The sequence below is a fragment of the Grimontia sp. SpTr1 genome (genome assembly GCF_947387585.1).
Taxonomy (GTDB): domain Bacteria; phylum Pseudomonadota; class Gammaproteobacteria; order Enterobacterales; family Vibrionaceae; genus Enterovibrio; species Enterovibrio indicus.
This window is the reverse complement of the sequence record NZ_CANDOD010000002.1, coordinates 328,308-344,072: the sequence shown is the minus strand read 5'-3', so window position 1 is coordinate 344,072 and position 15,765 is coordinate 328,308. Positions and strand designations below refer to the sequence as shown.

Annotated in this window: 12 protein-coding genes; 2 read left to right on the top strand and 10 right to left on the bottom strand. The window is 48.4% G+C overall.

Annotated features, from left to right (window positions below; translation table 11 throughout):
• Positions 1-12: 12 nt before the first annotated feature.
• From QL223_RS05750 to znuA, 5 genes are all read right to left on the bottom strand, one after another.
• On the bottom strand, positions 13-237 hold the full coding sequence (locus tag QL223_RS05750; RefSeq protein WP_046305736.1) for a FeoC-like transcriptional regulator: 225 nt from the start codon (positions 235-237) through the stop codon (positions 13-15).
• Positions 234-2,516, bottom strand: coding sequence for a Fe(2+) transporter permease subunit FeoB (gene feoB / locus QL223_RS05745; RefSeq protein WP_002539555.1), 2,283 nt, complete (start codon positions 2,514-2,516; stop codon positions 234-236). Before feoB ends, QL223_RS05750 begins: the two co-directional genes overlap by 4 nt.
• Positions 2,506-2,739, bottom strand: a complete 234-nt coding sequence (locus tag QL223_RS05740; protein WP_039850147.1) for a FeoA family protein — start codon at positions 2,737-2,739, stop codon at positions 2,506-2,508. Before QL223_RS05740 ends, feoB begins: the two co-directional genes overlap by 11 nt.
• Before the next feature lie 590 nt (positions 2,740-3,329).
• Positions 3,330-6,002, bottom strand: coding sequence for a helix-turn-helix domain-containing protein (locus QL223_RS05735; RefSeq protein WP_281544162.1), 2,673 nt, complete (start codon positions 6,000-6,002; stop codon positions 3,330-3,332).
• A 149-nt stretch (positions 6,003-6,151) separates the two neighbouring features.
• The gene (gene znuA / locus QL223_RS05730) at positions 6,152-7,057 is read right to left on the bottom strand and encodes a zinc ABC transporter substrate-binding protein ZnuA (RefSeq protein WP_281544161.1); all 906 of its coding nucleotides are present in this window, start codon (positions 7,055-7,057) and stop codon (positions 6,152-6,154) included.
• 81 nt (positions 7,058-7,138) lie between these two features.
• Here znuA and znuC point away from each other — a divergent pair, with 81 nt between their 5' ends.
• Together znuC and znuB are read left to right on the top strand one after the other, a co-directional pair.
• Positions 7,139-7,906, top strand: a complete 768-nt coding sequence (znuC, locus tag QL223_RS05725) for a zinc ABC transporter ATP-binding protein ZnuC (RefSeq protein WP_002539558.1) — start codon at positions 7,139-7,141, stop codon at positions 7,904-7,906.
• On the top strand, positions 7,899-8,684 hold the full coding sequence (znuB, locus tag QL223_RS05720; RefSeq protein ID WP_281544160.1) for a zinc ABC transporter permease subunit ZnuB: 786 nt from the start codon (positions 7,899-7,901) through the stop codon (positions 8,682-8,684). The genes znuC and znuB overlap by 8 nt, the downstream gene beginning before the upstream one ends.
• Positions 8,685-8,741: 57 nt before the next feature.
• Here the strand turns inward: znuB and sucD are convergent, their stop codons facing one another.
• The 5 genes from sucD to QL223_RS05695 all read right to left on the bottom strand — a co-directional run bounded on the left by sucD (position 8,742) and on the right by QL223_RS05695 (position 15,763).
• Positions 8,742-9,614, bottom strand: coding sequence for a succinate--CoA ligase subunit alpha (gene sucD / locus QL223_RS05715; RefSeq protein ID WP_002539560.1), 873 nt, complete (start codon positions 9,612-9,614; stop codon positions 8,742-8,744).
• On the bottom strand, positions 9,614-10,780 hold the full coding sequence (gene sucC / locus QL223_RS05710; RefSeq protein ID WP_002539561.1) for an ADP-forming succinate--CoA ligase subunit beta: 1,167 nt from the start codon (positions 10,778-10,780) through the stop codon (positions 9,614-9,616). Before sucC ends, sucD begins: the two co-directional genes overlap by 1 nt.
• A 95-nt stretch (positions 10,781-10,875) precedes the next feature.
• On the bottom strand, positions 10,876-12,093 hold the full coding sequence (odhB, locus tag QL223_RS05705; RefSeq protein WP_002539562.1) for a 2-oxoglutarate dehydrogenase complex dihydrolipoyllysine-residue succinyltransferase: 1,218 nt from the start codon (positions 12,091-12,093) through the stop codon (positions 10,876-10,878).
• 28 nt (positions 12,094-12,121) lie between these two features.
• On the bottom strand, positions 12,122-14,932 hold the full coding sequence (sucA, locus tag QL223_RS05700) for a 2-oxoglutarate dehydrogenase E1 component (protein WP_281544159.1): 2,811 nt from the start codon (positions 14,930-14,932) through the stop codon (positions 12,122-12,124).
• A 120-nt stretch (positions 14,933-15,052) separates the two neighbouring features.
• Positions 15,053-15,763 carry a succinate dehydrogenase iron-sulfur subunit gene (locus tag QL223_RS05695; RefSeq protein WP_002539565.1) on the bottom strand — a complete coding sequence of 237 codons (711 nt, stop codon included), beginning with the start codon at positions 15,761-15,763 and terminating at the stop codon, positions 15,053-15,055.
• Positions 15,764-15,765 lie beyond the last annotated feature (2 nt).

The window sequence follows — 15,765 nt, the reverse complement described above, 5'->3', positions numbered from 1 at the left end:
CGCTTTTTGTTTTTACTGGTAGACAGTCAGCCCCAGCTCAGAGTCTTCCAACCAGGTATATTGCCGGACTTCGAAAGATGATCGCTTAGATACTGTCACCTTGAGTTTTCCCCGTTTCACCCACTCTTTCAGCATGGCTTCAACACCATCTTCAGACAGCGCGAACGCTTTTGCCAACTCCCTTAAAGAGCACTTTGGGTGAGATTGGATATAATCCCGCAAGGCAAACAAAATCATACTGTAACGACTTTGAGTGTGTTTGCGAATGAACCTTGGCGTTTGAGTAACGCTATCGTCGCCACCATCAACACAATGCTACCGGCAATCCATAGACCACTCGCCAAAGGTGTCACCATTAGCATCATCGACTGATAGGTAATGGTTGCAACCACCACACCTAGCAGCATGGTCCATCCAGCAATGAAGACAGCAAATGGTCGGCCAAATTCACGGACATACGCGCCCATCGCCGCGACACAAGGTGTGTATAGCAAGATGAAAACCAGATAAGCAAAGGCGCTCGCCACGGTGAAATTAGCACTCAGATTAGCAAAAATGCTCAGGTCAACTTCTTGCTCTTCAGCCACCGCTTCATTATCTACTAAATCACCCACTTGAATACCCAGTGGGTCTGCATAATTCAGTCCCATCAGGTTTTCCGGGATAGTCTGTACCGCTTCGGTCAGGCTACTTAGCAAGTCGTACTCTGAAGCTTCTTCATCACTTGGAGAGGCATACAGGTTGTTCAACGTGCCCACAACAGCTTCTTTAGCAAAAATGCCGGTAATGATGCCAACCGTCGCTTGCCAGTTGTCTTCCTGAATACCGATTGGTGAAAACACTGGTGTGACAAATTGAGCCGCCTTTGCCAACACGGAGTTATCTGAATCTTCGTTACCAAACGAGCCATCCGTACCAATTGAATTCGCAAAGCTCAGGATAGTCACCACCACCACAATGGTCTTACCGGCACCCAGTACAAAACGCTTGAGTTTCTGCCAGGTTTTCACGTAGATATCTTTCACCCGCGGCCATTCATAGCGAGGCATTTCCATTAACAAGGCTTCGCTATCACCGGGATATAAGGTCCGGCGCAGAACAATACCCGTAAAGATAGCGACCGCGATACCCAAAAGGTAGAGGAGGAAAACAACATTCTGACCATTTTCCGGGAAAAATGCCGCGGCAAAGAGTGCGTAAACGGGTAGCCTTGCGCCACAAGACATAAACGGTGCCATCGCCGCCGCCAACCGGCGTTCACGTTCCTGATCCAATGTACGGGTTGCCATAATCGCAGGTACATTACACCCAAAGCCCAGCACCAATGGAACGAAAGCTTTGCCCGGCAGCCCTATCTTCTGCATTGCCTTATCCAGTACAAAAGCGGCACGTGCCATATAGCCAGACGTTTCAAGAAGGGACATGAACAGATACAGACAGGCAATCACAGGAATAAATGTCGCGACAGTCTGGATACCGCCACCGACACCGTCAGCAATAATAGTGACCAGCCAAACTGGGAGGTGGTCATCCAGCAGATAATGACCACCATCGACCAACAATGCCCCAGTACCGATATCGAAAAAGTCGATGAATGCACCTCCAATATTGATGGAGAACATAAACATCATGTACATCACGGCAAAGAAGATTGGCATTCCAAAGTAGCGGCTCAATACCAGATTATCGATGGCATCTGTGACTCTCGCTTTGAGAGGAACGACTTGTGTTTTGGCTGCATGACAGATTTTCGCAACCCGTGAATAACGGACATCTGCAACCATGAGGTCGATATCTGTTGCTTCCATAGAGTTTGTGACCGTATGGAGGGTATACTCAATGCCATCAGACACCTGACGCTTAAGAGCGCTATCTCCGCATAGAAGACGGATAGCCGCTGCCCGACTGTACGCATGGCCTTCTTTTACGAGTTCTTGCGACAGCGTCGAGATGCCTTGCTCAAGGTTTTCACCATAGTGAAGCTCAAAACCACTGTTTGAAGACGGCGCAACTGATAACGCCTCAGAGAGCGAAACATTCAGCGCCTCAACCGACTTCATGTCGGTTGCTGTCACGGAATAGACAGGACACTGGAGTAAATTCGACAAAACGTTTTCATCGATTTCAAAACCTTGAGCCTTAACCACATCCATTTTGTTCAGTATCACAACCATTGGACGGCCAAGCTCACGCAATTGCAGCGTAAGATACAAACTGCGCTCAAGACTGCTCGCATCTAGAACGTTAACAATCAAATCGCAAGGGAGATTGAACAACGCTGAAATCGCGATTGATTCATCAAGACTATTCTCACCATCTGCATTGTCGAGCGTGTAGATGCCCGGCAAATCAGTGAGGGAAGCCTCTTCACCTTGCAGTGACAGCCGCCCCATCTTCTTGTCCACAGTAACACCCGCCCAGTTACCGATTTCCTGACGCGAGCCTGTCAGGCGATTAAACAAGGTCGTTTTACCAGAATTGGGGTTTCCCACCGTCAGTAATTGCTTACCCATCATGAGAGGCTACCTCGATGTTTTGCGCTAAAGATAGGCGAAGTGCAATGTCGCATCCTCTCACTCGGATTTGGACCGGATCGCCCATTGGTGCATAACGGATAACACTGAACTCAGTCTCGGGCAGTAAACCCATTGCCATCAGTTTTTTTCGAGGGATAGTAGGCACAGACGAGAGAGATAGCACCCGCCCAGCCTTACCGGGTTTAAGTTCCGTAAGCTTCATAAATACAACCAAAATGAGAATCATATACATTTGCAGTCAAAAGTATTGCAAATTGTTTCCGTAGGAAAGTTGTTTTTGATCAACAGACCCTAGGAAAGTTCGATACCTCACTCGTTCAGCACGTCGATCCGCTCGTCAATTTCGTCAATATTCTCGTTAACTTCGTCAGTTTTATCATAAAAACAGCCAGTTGACGCACACCTTGGTTGAGCTTCAATAGAAAAATCAAACCTTGTACTCTTCGTTAAAAACGTTAAAAGACAAAATTTTGAACCCTTCTACCCCTGGAAATTTTAGAGGCGGTGCAAAGAAATCGGGGCTTTTTAATGGAAATGAAATAATGGCGGGAAATTACTATCAGCGATCGCGGTTAAATCGTTTTAATGAACCCAAGTTATTTAAAACCTAATTCCAGATGGTGTGTGGTCTCCCACACACCTCCGGCAGCAAGCGAAGGTGTCTTTGACGCCCGTGGTATGGTCAGCAGGCTATACCACGCTCTTTTTTTTCTCCCCCTCCCTTTATTTGTAGTAGCCCCCACCCCGAGCCATAGACTTACACCAGCAGGTATTTAGCATTGAAGAGAGCGTTTATGGATGCTGTTCACTGCCGCAGGTTTCACGGAATTGTGAGGGAGTAACACCATATTTTTGCTTAAACGACTTGGCGAAATAGGAAGGTTCATTGAATCCGCAGGCAACGGCGACGTCAGTGATCTTGTCACCCTGACAAAGCATACGTTTCGCATTCTCCAGTCGCGTTGTAATCAGCATCTCTTTGAATGTATTGCCTAGTTCTTGCTTTAAGCGGCGTTGCAAGCTTCGCTCCGAGATAAACAATGCCCTTGCTAACAGTGCAGTAGAGTATTCAGGGTCATGGAAATGACTGTTAATCTCGGCAATCACCCGCTCACGCCACGCTTCGGACTCTTTAGACTCCGAAGATAAGTCTCCGCTTCGCACTGGCGCGAGCGCCTCTGGTAGGTCACTATCTTCAGGCAGCGAAGTACCACAAAAGCGTTTGACGGATTCTTCGCGTTTATCAATTTCAATGACTTTGCGGTGAACGGTTTCCCTAAGCTGCTTGTTCTGAACCCTTACAGCATCGTGTTTTCTTCGATAATAGACGGCCACAAAGATGATGCCGATGATCAAGACCAGCAGGAAATAACCCAATCGTTGGTACCAAGGTGACGCAACCACAAACCTAATCAATCGTACCTGCTGACTGGTTCCATCACCTTTTTCCAGCTTGATCGTCAAGGTGTAATCACCGGGTTTTAACGCACTGAAAACGAGTTTTTGATCACTTGTAGAATACCAGTTCCCATCACCATGGCCTTCAAGGCGATACTTGAGTGTTTCGCTGGTTCCAAACGGCATCCGCCCCACTTCGACGGCAACAGTACCATTGGGGTTTATACCAAGTGGTTTGTCCGATGAAAGTCCCAACCGCCAGGGGATCCCGTTGATATAAACAGCGCTTGGCGATACCGGAGTAGATGGGGTATTGAAGAGTGATGTGAGTGTCGCCTCAGGAACCGAGAACACACCAAAGTCCCCTGCAATCAACATTCTCTCTGCGTTCTTTTGACAGAAATGGCGCAAAGAGGCGACTGGATTTGGGGAGCCTTGCACAAATTGCAGAGCGTTGGGGGAAAATTGGTGTCGGTACACCCCTTTTTTAGTCACATACAGCGCTGAGGTGCCATTCACAACCAAACACTTTGCAACATCGTCGCTGGTATTAATAAACTGCTCTTTGGGCTGAGATTGCTGGATAGCGTCATAGGTATAAATCCCACGCTGTGTCAGCATCCATAATTCGCCATCCAGCCCGACTTTCAGCGACTTTATGGCTCCCACTTGCTCCCGGCTGAGTTTTGGAATAAACCTGCCATCAAAATAGAAATAGAGACCATTCGTTGTTCCGAGCCAAGTGCCACTTTCTTCAAGATCGATCACCGAGGTAAGTCTGTTATTGAATGCACCTGACCAATCGCTGCCGAAATCCACCACTGTCTGGCTTTGTGGCCAAAAACGCATGATCTTGGAGCCGGTTGCCAGCCAAAGTGAGTGGCTGTCACTAATAATGCGATCAACGGGTACGCCCTTGAGCACTGGTGGGACCTGCCCCTCCAACCTTGAAAAAGTGTCAGGGTTATAGGCCTTAAGGCCTAACGCAGTCGCCACCCACAAGGCACCGTCAAACATGACCATGCTGTCGATTGCGGTGTCCAGCTTAGTGGATTTTACCGGCATCATTTCAGCATTAAGCGTGACGAGTTTATATCGGGTACTCAAAAGGTAGCCGTCATCGTGCTCTACCAGTGAGGATAATTGTTCCTCCCCAGGTTCAGGGGACAGAACATACATGGGGAATCGGTTGATTTGGCTGATAATTTTGCTGCGATAATTGAGCCCGACATCGCTCGCCACCCATAAATCTTCCGCATCACCCACTTCAATATCCGTGATGGCGTTTCCGGAAAAACTGAAGGTGTCATCAGTCTGTCCGGAGAGCGCAACAAAGCCGCGTTCATTCTCTTGCTTGAAAAACAGCCCTGCTGGTGACCCCGCCCAAACCCCTTCATGGGTCACTGCTACGTGGTCAATGCGCAGCTCAGTTAGGTAACGATTCAGCACAGTACCAGACTCAATCACTAACACGCCCTTGTCAGTACCCATCCAATATTGGTCGCCACGCTTCGCGACGCTATTAATCTTCTCATCAAATTCAAAAAGGAGTTGCTTCGAAGGCAATGCGTAAGCTTTGCTTTCGTACAGTGCTACAGCCTTATCGTCCATTGCTATCAAGGCATCATAGGGCCTATCAGATACGGTCGCTGGTTGATGGCTATCAGTGTCTATTGTGAATGTCTTGCGTGACGTGGTGACCCAGAGCTGTTTTTTCGTTCCAACCAGCGCAGTAACCTCTCCTTCTAAATCAACAGGGCTTAACTGGTTTTCGTCGATATCGTATTGTATTAGCTGGCCTTTTAATACCAGCCACAAATCTCCGTCGAACAGCTCAATTTTTGAAACACCCTTACCAATGGGCGTAAAGGCATCTAATTTGTGGTAGTGCAATCCGTCATAGAAACTGACACGACCGCCGGTATCGAGCAGCCAGACACCTTTTCCTCCGGCATACTCTATTTCTTTAATTTTGGCGGTATCACTCGCGGAGGCAAATGGGAAGGAATAGAAAATAGGCGATGCCTGTACCGTTACCGTCAGTCCGGTAAAGATCAACATCGCCATAAGAAATGGTTTGTGCAGAGCAAGCAAAATGCGAAACAGTGACAACATTGTTTTATATGATTTTTTACTGTCACTGCAGTTTCGCAGCTTTTCGGATTTGGTCTTCTTCGAAGTTGGAAATTATGCGAACAAGTTCACACTACACCAACTCAAATCTCTCCAAAGCAAGATAGATACTGACTTCCCAGTTGATTCAAGAAATCAACATATTGATTGCTTCCTACTTTTAAGTCCGTTGCCATTGGATCAAGCACCAACACTTTCGTGTCAGTTCCTTTCACCAAGGTTGATACCATGGCTGGGTTAAACTGCGGCTCACTGAATACACACTGCGCTTTACCCTCTTTGATGGCACCACGGATAGCAACAAGCGTTTTTGCACCAGGCTTACGATCTGGGTTGATGGTCAAATGACCAAGTGGACTGAGTTTAAATGCATCTTCAAAATAGCCGTATGCATCATGAAACAGGAAGTAGCCTTTGTTGTTGAAAGCGGAGAGACGAGTTTGAAGCTCAAGCTTTACCTGTTCCAACTCAGCTTTAAACGCCGTGTAGTTATCCTCATAAGCCTTCGCATTCTCTGGGTCTATTTTTGATAACTTGTCTTTTACCGCCTGTGCAATAACGATGCTTTGATCTGGGCCTAACCAGATGTGTCCATCAATACCATCATGAGAGTGATCGTGGTGGTCGTGGTCATCGTGCCCATGCGAACCTTCTTCGAAGTAGCGAACTGGCATGCCTGGGTAGCTTGTTAAACGAACAGCATTGTCCGCATCGCTCAGTAGCTTCTCCAAAAACAACTCTAGTTCTGGCCCTACCCAGAATACTGCATCTGCAGAGGAGATTTTTTTGAGGTCTGACGGTTTCAGCGCATAATCATGCGGAGATGCACTATCCGGCAGTAACACTTCCACGTTGGCATGATTACCCGCGATGTCATTGGCTATCAGACCGAGCGGTTTGATAGTCGTCACCAAGTTCGGCTGGGCACTCGCAACTGCTGGAAAGAATAACATTAAGGCTATGAAAAACTTCTTTGTACTACTGATCATCGTGTCATCCATCATGCGAATTTAAAAACAGCGAGAAATGTTATATTATAACATTTCATTTTTAAACCACTTGTTCAAGATATGTCCTCAGCTCTCGTTAAACTCGACCAAGTTTCCGTCATCTTTGATGGAAAAAGCGTTTTAGATCGTGTCTCTCTGTCCCTTTACAGAAATAAAATCACAACGCTTATCGGCCCAAATGGTGCTGGAAAGTCCACACTAGTTAAGACAGTTATTGGCTTGACAGAACCCAGCATTGGGAAAGTAGAAAAGAGCAAGGGATTGAAGGTTGGCTACGTACCACAGAAGCTCAAGCTCAATGAAAGCCTCCCTCTTAACGTAGAGCGCTTTTTAAAGTTATCTCCTGGCGCCAACCGTAAAAGTATTGGTGAAGCACTGACGCTTGTCGGGGCAACAAAATTACTTCACGCCAATATGCACACACTGTCCGGCGGTGAGTGCCAACGCGTCCTATTGGCAAGCGCGGTTCTAAAGAAGCCCGACTTGTTGGTTTTAGACGAGCCAGTACAAGGCGTAGATGTGTCAGGCCAGTTAGAACTCTACAGCCTGATAGGTGAGCTGAAAGATAAGTTGCAATGTTCTGTACTCATGGTTTCCCACGACCTTCATATCGTCATGGCAAAAACAGATGAGGTTATTTGTCTTCAACACCATGTGTGTTGTTCTGGCGAACCTGAAGCGATTTCATCTCACCCAGAATACATTGCGTTGTTCGGTCGTCGAGAATGCGAACAACTGGCGCTCTACCAGCATCACCATAACCACGAACACGATCTGTCAGGAAGCCCTATAGGTCCCTGCCAACACGGAGACCATCATAATGCTTGAGTTCCTTGCGATACCGTTTTTTGCAGGTGTCCTCATTGCTGCCACTGTAGGTCCTCTCGGCTCGTTTGTTGTGTGGCGCAAGATGGCTTACTTCGGCGACACACTTGCTCACGGTTCACTGCTGGGGTTAGCCCTCGGGTTTATGCTTCAGATAAACCTGAACATCGCACTCATCTTCAGCTGTATTGTCATTGGTATTTTGTTGGTTGGACTGCAACGTAAAAGCAGCGTTTCGACAGACACCCTACTTGGCATCATCGCTCATACGTCTTTGTCACTCGGCCTTGTGACAATCAGTTTTGTTGACGACTTACGTGTAGACCTAATGGCGTATTTATTTGGCGACCTTCTATCTGTCACAACGGCAGACATTAGTTGGATTACAGCTGGCTGCGCGCTGGTATTGGCGCTTCTGTATAAACTATGGACGCCATTTCTTGCAATTACGGTTAACGAAGAGATGGCAAGGGTCGACGGATACAATGTCGATAGGCTCAAACTGGTACTCATGTTATTGGTCGGCCTTGTAATTGCCGTTGCAATGAAGTTTGTCGGCGCATTGATCATTACTTCACTAATGATTATTCCTGCCGCGACAGCACGGCGTTTCTCAAAAAGTCCTGAACAAATGGCCATTCTTGCCAGTGTCATTGGTGTGATTTCAGTGTTTGGTGGAATTGCATTGTCGTGGTTTGAAGATACACCAGCAGGTCCTTCTGTGGTTGTCGCTGCAGGTTTTCTTTTCTTTCTCAGCCAGTTTTACAAGCAAGCTGAATAGCATTTCCTAGATACAAAAAAACCGCTCCGAGGAGCGGTTTTTTTAACGTCTGGGGTTTTACCAGCCAGTACGTGAACGCAGTGCTTTGCCGATATCAGCAAGGCTTTTCACTGTGGTTACGCCAGCTGCTTCCAGTGCTGCGAATTTGTCTTCCGCAGTACCTTTACCGCCTGAGATGATCGCACCTGCGTGACCCATACGTTTGCCCGGAGGCGCAGTCACACCAGCGATGTAAGAAACTACAGGCTTAGTTACATTCTCTTTGATGAATGCAGCAGCTTCTTCTTCTGCGGTACCACCGATTTCACCGATCATTACAATCGCTTCAGTCTGTGGATCTTCTTCGAACATTTTCAGAACGTCGATGAAGTTAGAGCCTGGGATTGGGTCACCACCGATACCTACACAAGTAGATTGGCCGAAACCTTCGTCAGTCGTCTGCTTAACCGCTTCATAAGTCAGGGTACCTGAACGAGATACGATACCCACTTTACCTGGCTTGTGAATGTGGCCAGGCATGATACCAATCTTACATTCTCCAGGAGTAATAACACCTGGGCAGTTTGGACCGATCATGCGAACGCCAGCTTCATCTAGCTTCACTTTCACTTCCAGCATGTCCAGTGTAGGGATACCTTCGGTGATAGTCACAATCAGTTCGATACCTGCATCGATTGCTTCCAAGATCGCATCTTTACAGAACGGTGCTGGTACGTAGATAACGGTCGCTGTTGCGCCAGTTGCTTCTACTGCTTCTGCAACAGTGTTAAACACAGGAAGACCCAGGTGAGTCGTGCCGCCTTTGCCTGGTGATACACCACCAACCATTTGCGTTCCGTATTCGATCGCTTGTTCTGAGTGGAAAGTACCCTGACCACCGGTGAAACCTTGACAGATTACTTTGGTATCTTTGTTAATCAAAACAGACATTATTTGCCCTCCGCTGCAGCAACAACTTTCTCTGCTGCTTCAGTCAGTGAGGTCGCAGCAATAATGTTCAGGCCTGACTCAGCCAGTTTCTTCGCGCCAAGCTCAGCGTTGTTACCTTCAAGGCGAACAACAACCGGTACTTTAACGCCAACTTCTTCTACCGCACCGATGATGCCGTCTGCGATCAGGTCACAGCGTACGATACCGCCGAAGATGTTCACCAGAACAGCTTTTACGTTGTCGTCAGAGAGGATGATTTTGAATGCTTCAGTAACGCGCTCTTTGGTTGCGCCGCCACCAACATCCAGGAAGTTTGCAGGGCTGCCGCCATGCAGGTTTACGATGTCCATGGTACCCATTGCCAGGCCCGCACCGTTAACCATACAACCAATGCTGCCGTCCAGAGCAACATAGTTCAGTTCCCACTGTGCAGCGTGTGCTTCACGTGGATCGTCCTGAGATGGATCGTGCATTTCACGGATTTTTGGCTGACGGTAAACAGCGTTGCTATCAACAGCCAGTTTTGCATCCAGACAGTGCAGGTTACCTTGATCAGTAATCACCAGCGGGTTCACTTCCACCAGCGCAACATCGCGCTCGATGAACAGCTTTGCAATGCCCATGAAAATCTTGGTGAATTGCTTAATTTGCTCGCCTTGTAGACCCAGCTTGAACGCCAGTTGGCGGCCTTGGTATGGCTGAGGACCTACCAATGGATCAATCGCAGCTTTGTGGATCAGCTCTGGTGTCTCTTCAGCGACTTTCTCGATTTCCACACCACCTTCAGTCGATGCCATGAAAACAACGCGACGTGTACCGCGGTCTACTACTGCACCCAGGTAGAGTTCTTGAGCAATGTCAGTACACTCTTCAACCAGGATTTTGCTAACAGGCTGGCCATTTGCATCTGTCTGGTAAGTCACCAGATTTTTGCCTAACCAGTTTTGTGCGAATTCTTTGATTTCTTCTTTGTTGCTAACCAGTTTCACACCGCCCGCTTTACCGCGACCACCAGCGTGTACCTGACATTTAACAACCCACTTGTTTCCGCCAAGCTTGTCAGCAGCTTCAGCAGCTTCTTGAGGAGTGTCACAGGCATACCCTTCGGATACTGGCAGCCCATATTCAGCAAACAGCTGTTTTGACTGATATTCGTGCAGATTCATGATGTTCTATCCGTGTCTATTTCCGTTTTATAGGTTTAATTTGCTTTCCACACAGGGGGCTCCAGCCCCCTGTTATCCGGTAAAAACCGGGCTACTTATACGTCAAGCAGCAGACGCGTTGGGTCTTCTAAAAGCTCTTTTACAGTCACCAGGAAACCAACAGACTCGCGTCCGTCGATCAAACGGTGATCGTAAGAAAGAGCAAGGTACATCATTGGCAGAATCTCAACCTTGCCATCGACTGCCATTGGACGCTCTTGGATCTTGTGCATACCAAGAATAGCAGCTTGTGGTGGGTTGATAATCGGCGTCGACATCAGAGAACCAAATACACCACCGTTTGTGATGGTGAAATTACCGCCGGTCAGTTCATCAACCGTCAGCTTACCGTCACGGCCCTTGATAGCCAGCTCTTTGATCCCTTTTTCGATCTCGGCCAGGCCAAGGCGGTCACAGTCACGCAATACTGGTGTTACCAAACCACGAGGAGTCGAAACAGCCATGCTTACGTCAAAGAAGTTGTGATAAACAATGTCATCACCATCGATTGATGCATTCACTTCTGGGTAGCGCTTCAGCGCTTCAACAACCGCTTTCACGTAGAAAGACATGAAGCCCAAACGAATACCGTGGCGCTCTTCGAAAACATCTTTGTATTGTTTACGAATGTCCATGATTGGCTTCATGTTCACTTCATTAAACGTAGTCAACATCGCTGTGCTGTTTTTCGCTTCCAACAGACGCTCAGCGACACGCTTACGAAGACGTGTCATAGGAACACGTTTCTCGCTACGGTGACCAAGTGCAGGTGCTTCATCTTTCGCTGCAGCTGGTGCAGCGGCAGCCGCTTTCGCACCGCCACTTTTCAGGAATGCATCTACATCTTCGCGAGTGATTCGACCGCCAACACCTGTGCCTTTAATTTGTTCAGGCGTCAGATCATTCTCTGCCAGAAGGCGGCGAACAGCTGGGCTCAGGGCATCGTTAGACTCTTCAGAAAGAGAAGCAGTGTGACGCTTGTCAGGCGATGCTTCAGAAGACGCTGGCGCGTCTTGAGTAGGTTCGCCAGCAACAGCACCAGGCTTGAGCTTAGCAAGCAGTTGCTTAGACAGAACAGTCGCACCTTCTTCTTCAACAATGGCTTCTAGCACGCCATCGTCTGGTGCTGGAACTTCCAGAACCACTTTATCTGTTTCAATATCAACCAGTACTTCGTCACGGCTTACCGCATCGCCTGGTTTCTTGTGCCATGTCGCCACTGTTGCATCAGCAACAGATTCAGGTAGGTCGGGAACCAGAATTTCGATTGTCATTTCGTTTAATTCCTTAGCTTTCTAGTTCTTAATTCAGGGTAAGAGCGTCTTCAATCAACGCTTTTTGTTGTTTTAAGTGCACCGACATATAGCCTACAGCCGGAGATGCAGAAGCCGCACGGCCTGCATAGCTCAGGGTAGCGTCAGCCGGAATCGCCAAGCGGAAATTGTGCTGGCTGCTATACCAAGCGCCTTGGTTCTGTGGCTCTTCTTGGCACCAGACAAAGTCTTTGGCATTAACATATTCACTGATCGCAGCCTGTACGTCCTCTTTCGGGAACGGGTAGATCTGCTCAATACGAATGATGGCGACATCTTTGATTTCTTCTTTGCGACGCGCTTCCAGCAAGTCAAAGTAGACCTTACCTGAACACATCACGACGCGTTTGACCGCTTTTGGATCCAGCTCGTCAATCTCGCCGATTGCTGGTTGGAAGTTGCCATCTGCCAGCTCATCCAGTGTTGAGGTACACAATGGATGACGGAGCAGCGATTTAGGCGACATCACAATCAGAGGGCGACGCATTGGGCGGAACACCTGGCGACGCAGCATGTGGTAAACCTGAGCTGGCGTTGAAGGAACGATAACCTGCATGTTTTGCTCTGCGCAAAGTTGCAAGTAACGCTCAAGGCGTGCAGAGGAGTGCTCTGGGCCCTGACCTTCATAGCCATGTGGCAGTAGCATGGTCAAGCCACACATACGGCCCCACTTCTGCTCACCCGAACTGATGAACTGGTCGATAACAACCTGTGCGCCGTTTGCGAAGTCACCGAACTGTGCTTCCCAAACTGTCAGACCGCCTGGTTCTGCAGTCGCATAGCCATATTCAAACGCCAGTACCGCTTCTTCTGACAACACAGAATCAAAGACCTGGAAAGGGCCTTGTTTGTCATGAATGTTAGTCAGCGGAATATAGGTGCTCGCATCGTTTTGGTTGTGCAACACAGCGTGACGGTGGAAGAAGGTACCACGGCCGGAGTCCTGACCCGTGATACGGATGCGACGGCTCTCATCAACAATCGTTGCATAAGCCAGTGTTTCAGCCATACCCCAATCCAACGCTTTCTCACCGTTGGTCATCGCAAGGCGATCGTTGTATAGCTTGTTAACACGGCTGTGAAGCTTGTGACTCTCTGGATAAGTACAAATACGTTTAGCGAGCTCAACCAAGCGCTGCTTATCAAATGTATTTGGCCATTCCACTGTCCAGTCGTGCCCCAAATATGGAGACCAGTCAACAGAGTGAAGCGCCATTGGGCGGTACTCTTTCACCACGATTTCACCGTGATCCAGCGCGTCACGATAACCGTTCACCAACTCAGTGGCTTTTTCAACGTCGGCAACACCTTTGTCTGACAGGACATCGGCATAGAGCTTACGTGGCGTTGGGTGTTTTTTGATCTTTTGGTACATCAGAGGCTGAGTCGCATTCGGCTCATCCGCTTCGTTGTGACCATGACGGCGGTAACACACCAGATCAATTACCACATCACGCTTAAATTCGTTTCGGTAATCAATTGCCAGACGTGCTACAAATGCCACCGCTTCAGGGTCATCTGCATTCACGTGGAAGATTGGCGCCTGAACCATCTTCGCGATGTCAGTACAGTACTGTGTGGAACGGGTATCGTTCGGGTTCGAAGTGGTAAAGCCCACTTGGTTGTTAACTACGATACGGATCGTACCGCCAACCTTGTAGCCACGCGCCTGAGACATGTTAAACGTCTCCTGCACGACACCCTGACCAGCAATCGCTGAGTCACCATGGATGGTGATCGGCAGAACCATTGAGCCGTCTTTGTCACCAAGACGATCTTGACGCGCACGTACTGAGCCCATGACAACTGGATTAACGATTTCCAGGTGAGACGGGTTAAATGCCAGTACTAGGTGAACGTCACCGCCCGGCGTTGCAAAGTCACTGGAGAAACCTTGGTGATATTTCACGTCACCCGTTCCCCAAGAGTCGCTATGTTTACCCGCAAACTCGTCAAACAGCTCAGAAGGCTTCTTACCCAGAACGTTGACCAGCATGTTCAAACGACCACGGTGCGCCATGCCAACGACTACTTCACGCACACCTTGCGTACCTGAATGGCGAATCACTTCTTTCACCATTGGGATCAGCGCATCACCGCCTTCCAATGAGAAACGCTTCGCGCCTGGGAATTTTGCGCCCAAGTAACGTTCGAGACCTTCCGCTGCCGTCAGCTCTTCCAGCAAAGTAATTTTCTCGTCGCTGGAAAATTCTGGCTGGCCAATCACAGACTCAAGACGCTGCTGAATCCAGCGTTTCTCTTCTGTGTTGGTGATGTGCATGTATTCGGCACCGATAGAACCACAGTAGGTCTTGGTCAGTGCGTCATAGAGATCGGCTAGTTTCATGCTCTCTTGCCCAATGGCAAAAGAACCAACGTTAAACGTCTCTTGGAAATCGTCTTCGTTCAGACTATGAAAAGATGGGTCTAAGTCAGGCACGCGATCGCGCTGCCAAAGACCGAGAGGGTCCAGATTTGCTTGTTGGTGTCCACGGAAACGGTAGGCGTTGATAAGTTGGAGAACTTTTACCTGTTTCGCGTCGACGTCCGGATCACTGACTGATGCACTGAAATGCGCTGTCTCGGTAGCAAGTCTGCGGAAATATTCACGAACTCTTGAGTGGGGTTGCTCGGTTGCGTTGCCATTCACGACAGGCAGTTCATCAAAAACTGCTCGCCATTCGCTATCTACAGACTCGGGGTCACTGAGGTACAGTTCGTAGAGATCTTCTACGTAAGTTGCATTGGCGCCAGCCAAATGAGAAGACTCAAACCAAGCCTTCATCACGCCATTTTGCATTGTTATCCCTTAACCACTTAGTTTTTATGTTGCTACGACCGGGGGTTAGCCGGCGTTCCTTTTAAGCTCCCCCGAAAGGGAGCCTAAATCTTGATATATGTAGGTGTACAGAGGCCGATATTACACTGCGCGTTTAAGCAGCATTGAACGAATATGGCCGATTGCCTTCGTAGGATTTAGCCCTTTAGGACAAACATTTACACAGTTCATGATGCTATGGCAACGGAAAACGCTAAAAGCGTCGTCCAGATCTGATAAACGCTCATCTGTAGCAGTGTCGCGGCTGTCAATCAGCCAACGATATGCAGCCAGAAGTCCCGCAGGACCTACGAACTTATCTGGGTTCCACCAGAATGATGGGCACGAGGTGGTACAACATGCACACATGATGCACTCATACAGACCATCAAGGTGAGCACGGTCGTCAGGCGATTGAAGATTCTCACGCGATGGCGGTGTGCTGTCATTAATCAGGTAAGGCTTAACACGCTCATAGTTCTGGTAAAACTGAGTCATATCGACAATCAGGTCACGAACCACAGGCAAGCCAGGCAGTGGACGAATCACAATGCTCGACTTGTCAGTCAGCGCTGACAAGGGTGTGATACATGCCAAACCATTCTTACCGTTCATGTTAATACCATCAGAACCACATACACCTTCACGGCATGAACGACGGAATGACAGCGTTGGATCTTGCTCTTTCAGCAGGATCAGAGCGTCTAGTACCATCATGTCAGAACCGTCAGGCACTTCCAGGGTGTACCCTTTCATGTGTGGCGCGTCATCAACGTCCGGGTTGTAACGGTATACAGAAAAATTCAGTTTCATAA

Bases quoted from the DNA above. Each gene is read 5' to 3' on its own strand.
- znuC (WP_002539558.1), top strand. From the start codon at position 7,139: ATGTCCTCAGCTCTCGTTAAACTCGACCAAGTTTCCGTCATCTTTGAT.
- odhB (WP_002539562.1), bottom strand. From the start codon at position 12,093: ATGACAATCGAAATTCTGGTTCCCGACCTACCTGAATCTGTTGCTGAT.
- feoB (WP_002539555.1), bottom strand. From the start codon at position 2,516: ATGATGGGTAAGCAATTACTGACGGTGGGAAACCCCAATTCTGGTAAA.
- znuA (WP_281544161.1), bottom strand. From the start codon at position 7,057: ATGATCAGTAGTACAAAGAAGTTTTTCATAGCCTTAATGTTATTCTTT.
- sucD (WP_002539560.1), bottom strand. From the start codon at position 9,614: ATGTCTGTTTTGATTAACAAAGATACCAAAGTAATCTGTCAAGGTTTC.
- QL223_RS05740 (WP_039850147.1), bottom strand. From the start codon at position 2,739: ATGAAGCTTACGGAACTTAAACCCGGTAAGGCTGGGCGGGTGCTATCT.
- QL223_RS05750 (WP_046305736.1), bottom strand. From the start codon at position 237: ATGATTTTGTTTGCCTTGCGGGATTATATCCAATCTCACCCAAAGTGC.
- sucA (WP_281544159.1), bottom strand. From the start codon at position 14,932: ATGCAAAATGGCGTGATGAAGGCTTGGTTTGAGTCTTCTCATTTGGCT.
- QL223_RS05695 (WP_002539565.1), bottom strand. From the start codon at position 15,763: ATGAAACTGAATTTTTCTGTATACCGTTACAACCCGGACGTTGATGAC.
- QL223_RS05735 (WP_281544162.1), bottom strand. From the start codon at position 6,002: ATGGCGATGTTGATCTTTACCGGACTGACGGTAACGGTACAGGCATCG.
- znuB (WP_281544160.1), top strand. From the start codon at position 7,899: ATGCTTGAGTTCCTTGCGATACCGTTTTTTGCAGGTGTCCTCATTGCT.
- sucC (WP_002539561.1), bottom strand. From the start codon at position 10,780: ATGAATCTGCACGAATATCAGTCAAAACAGCTGTTTGCTGAATATGGG.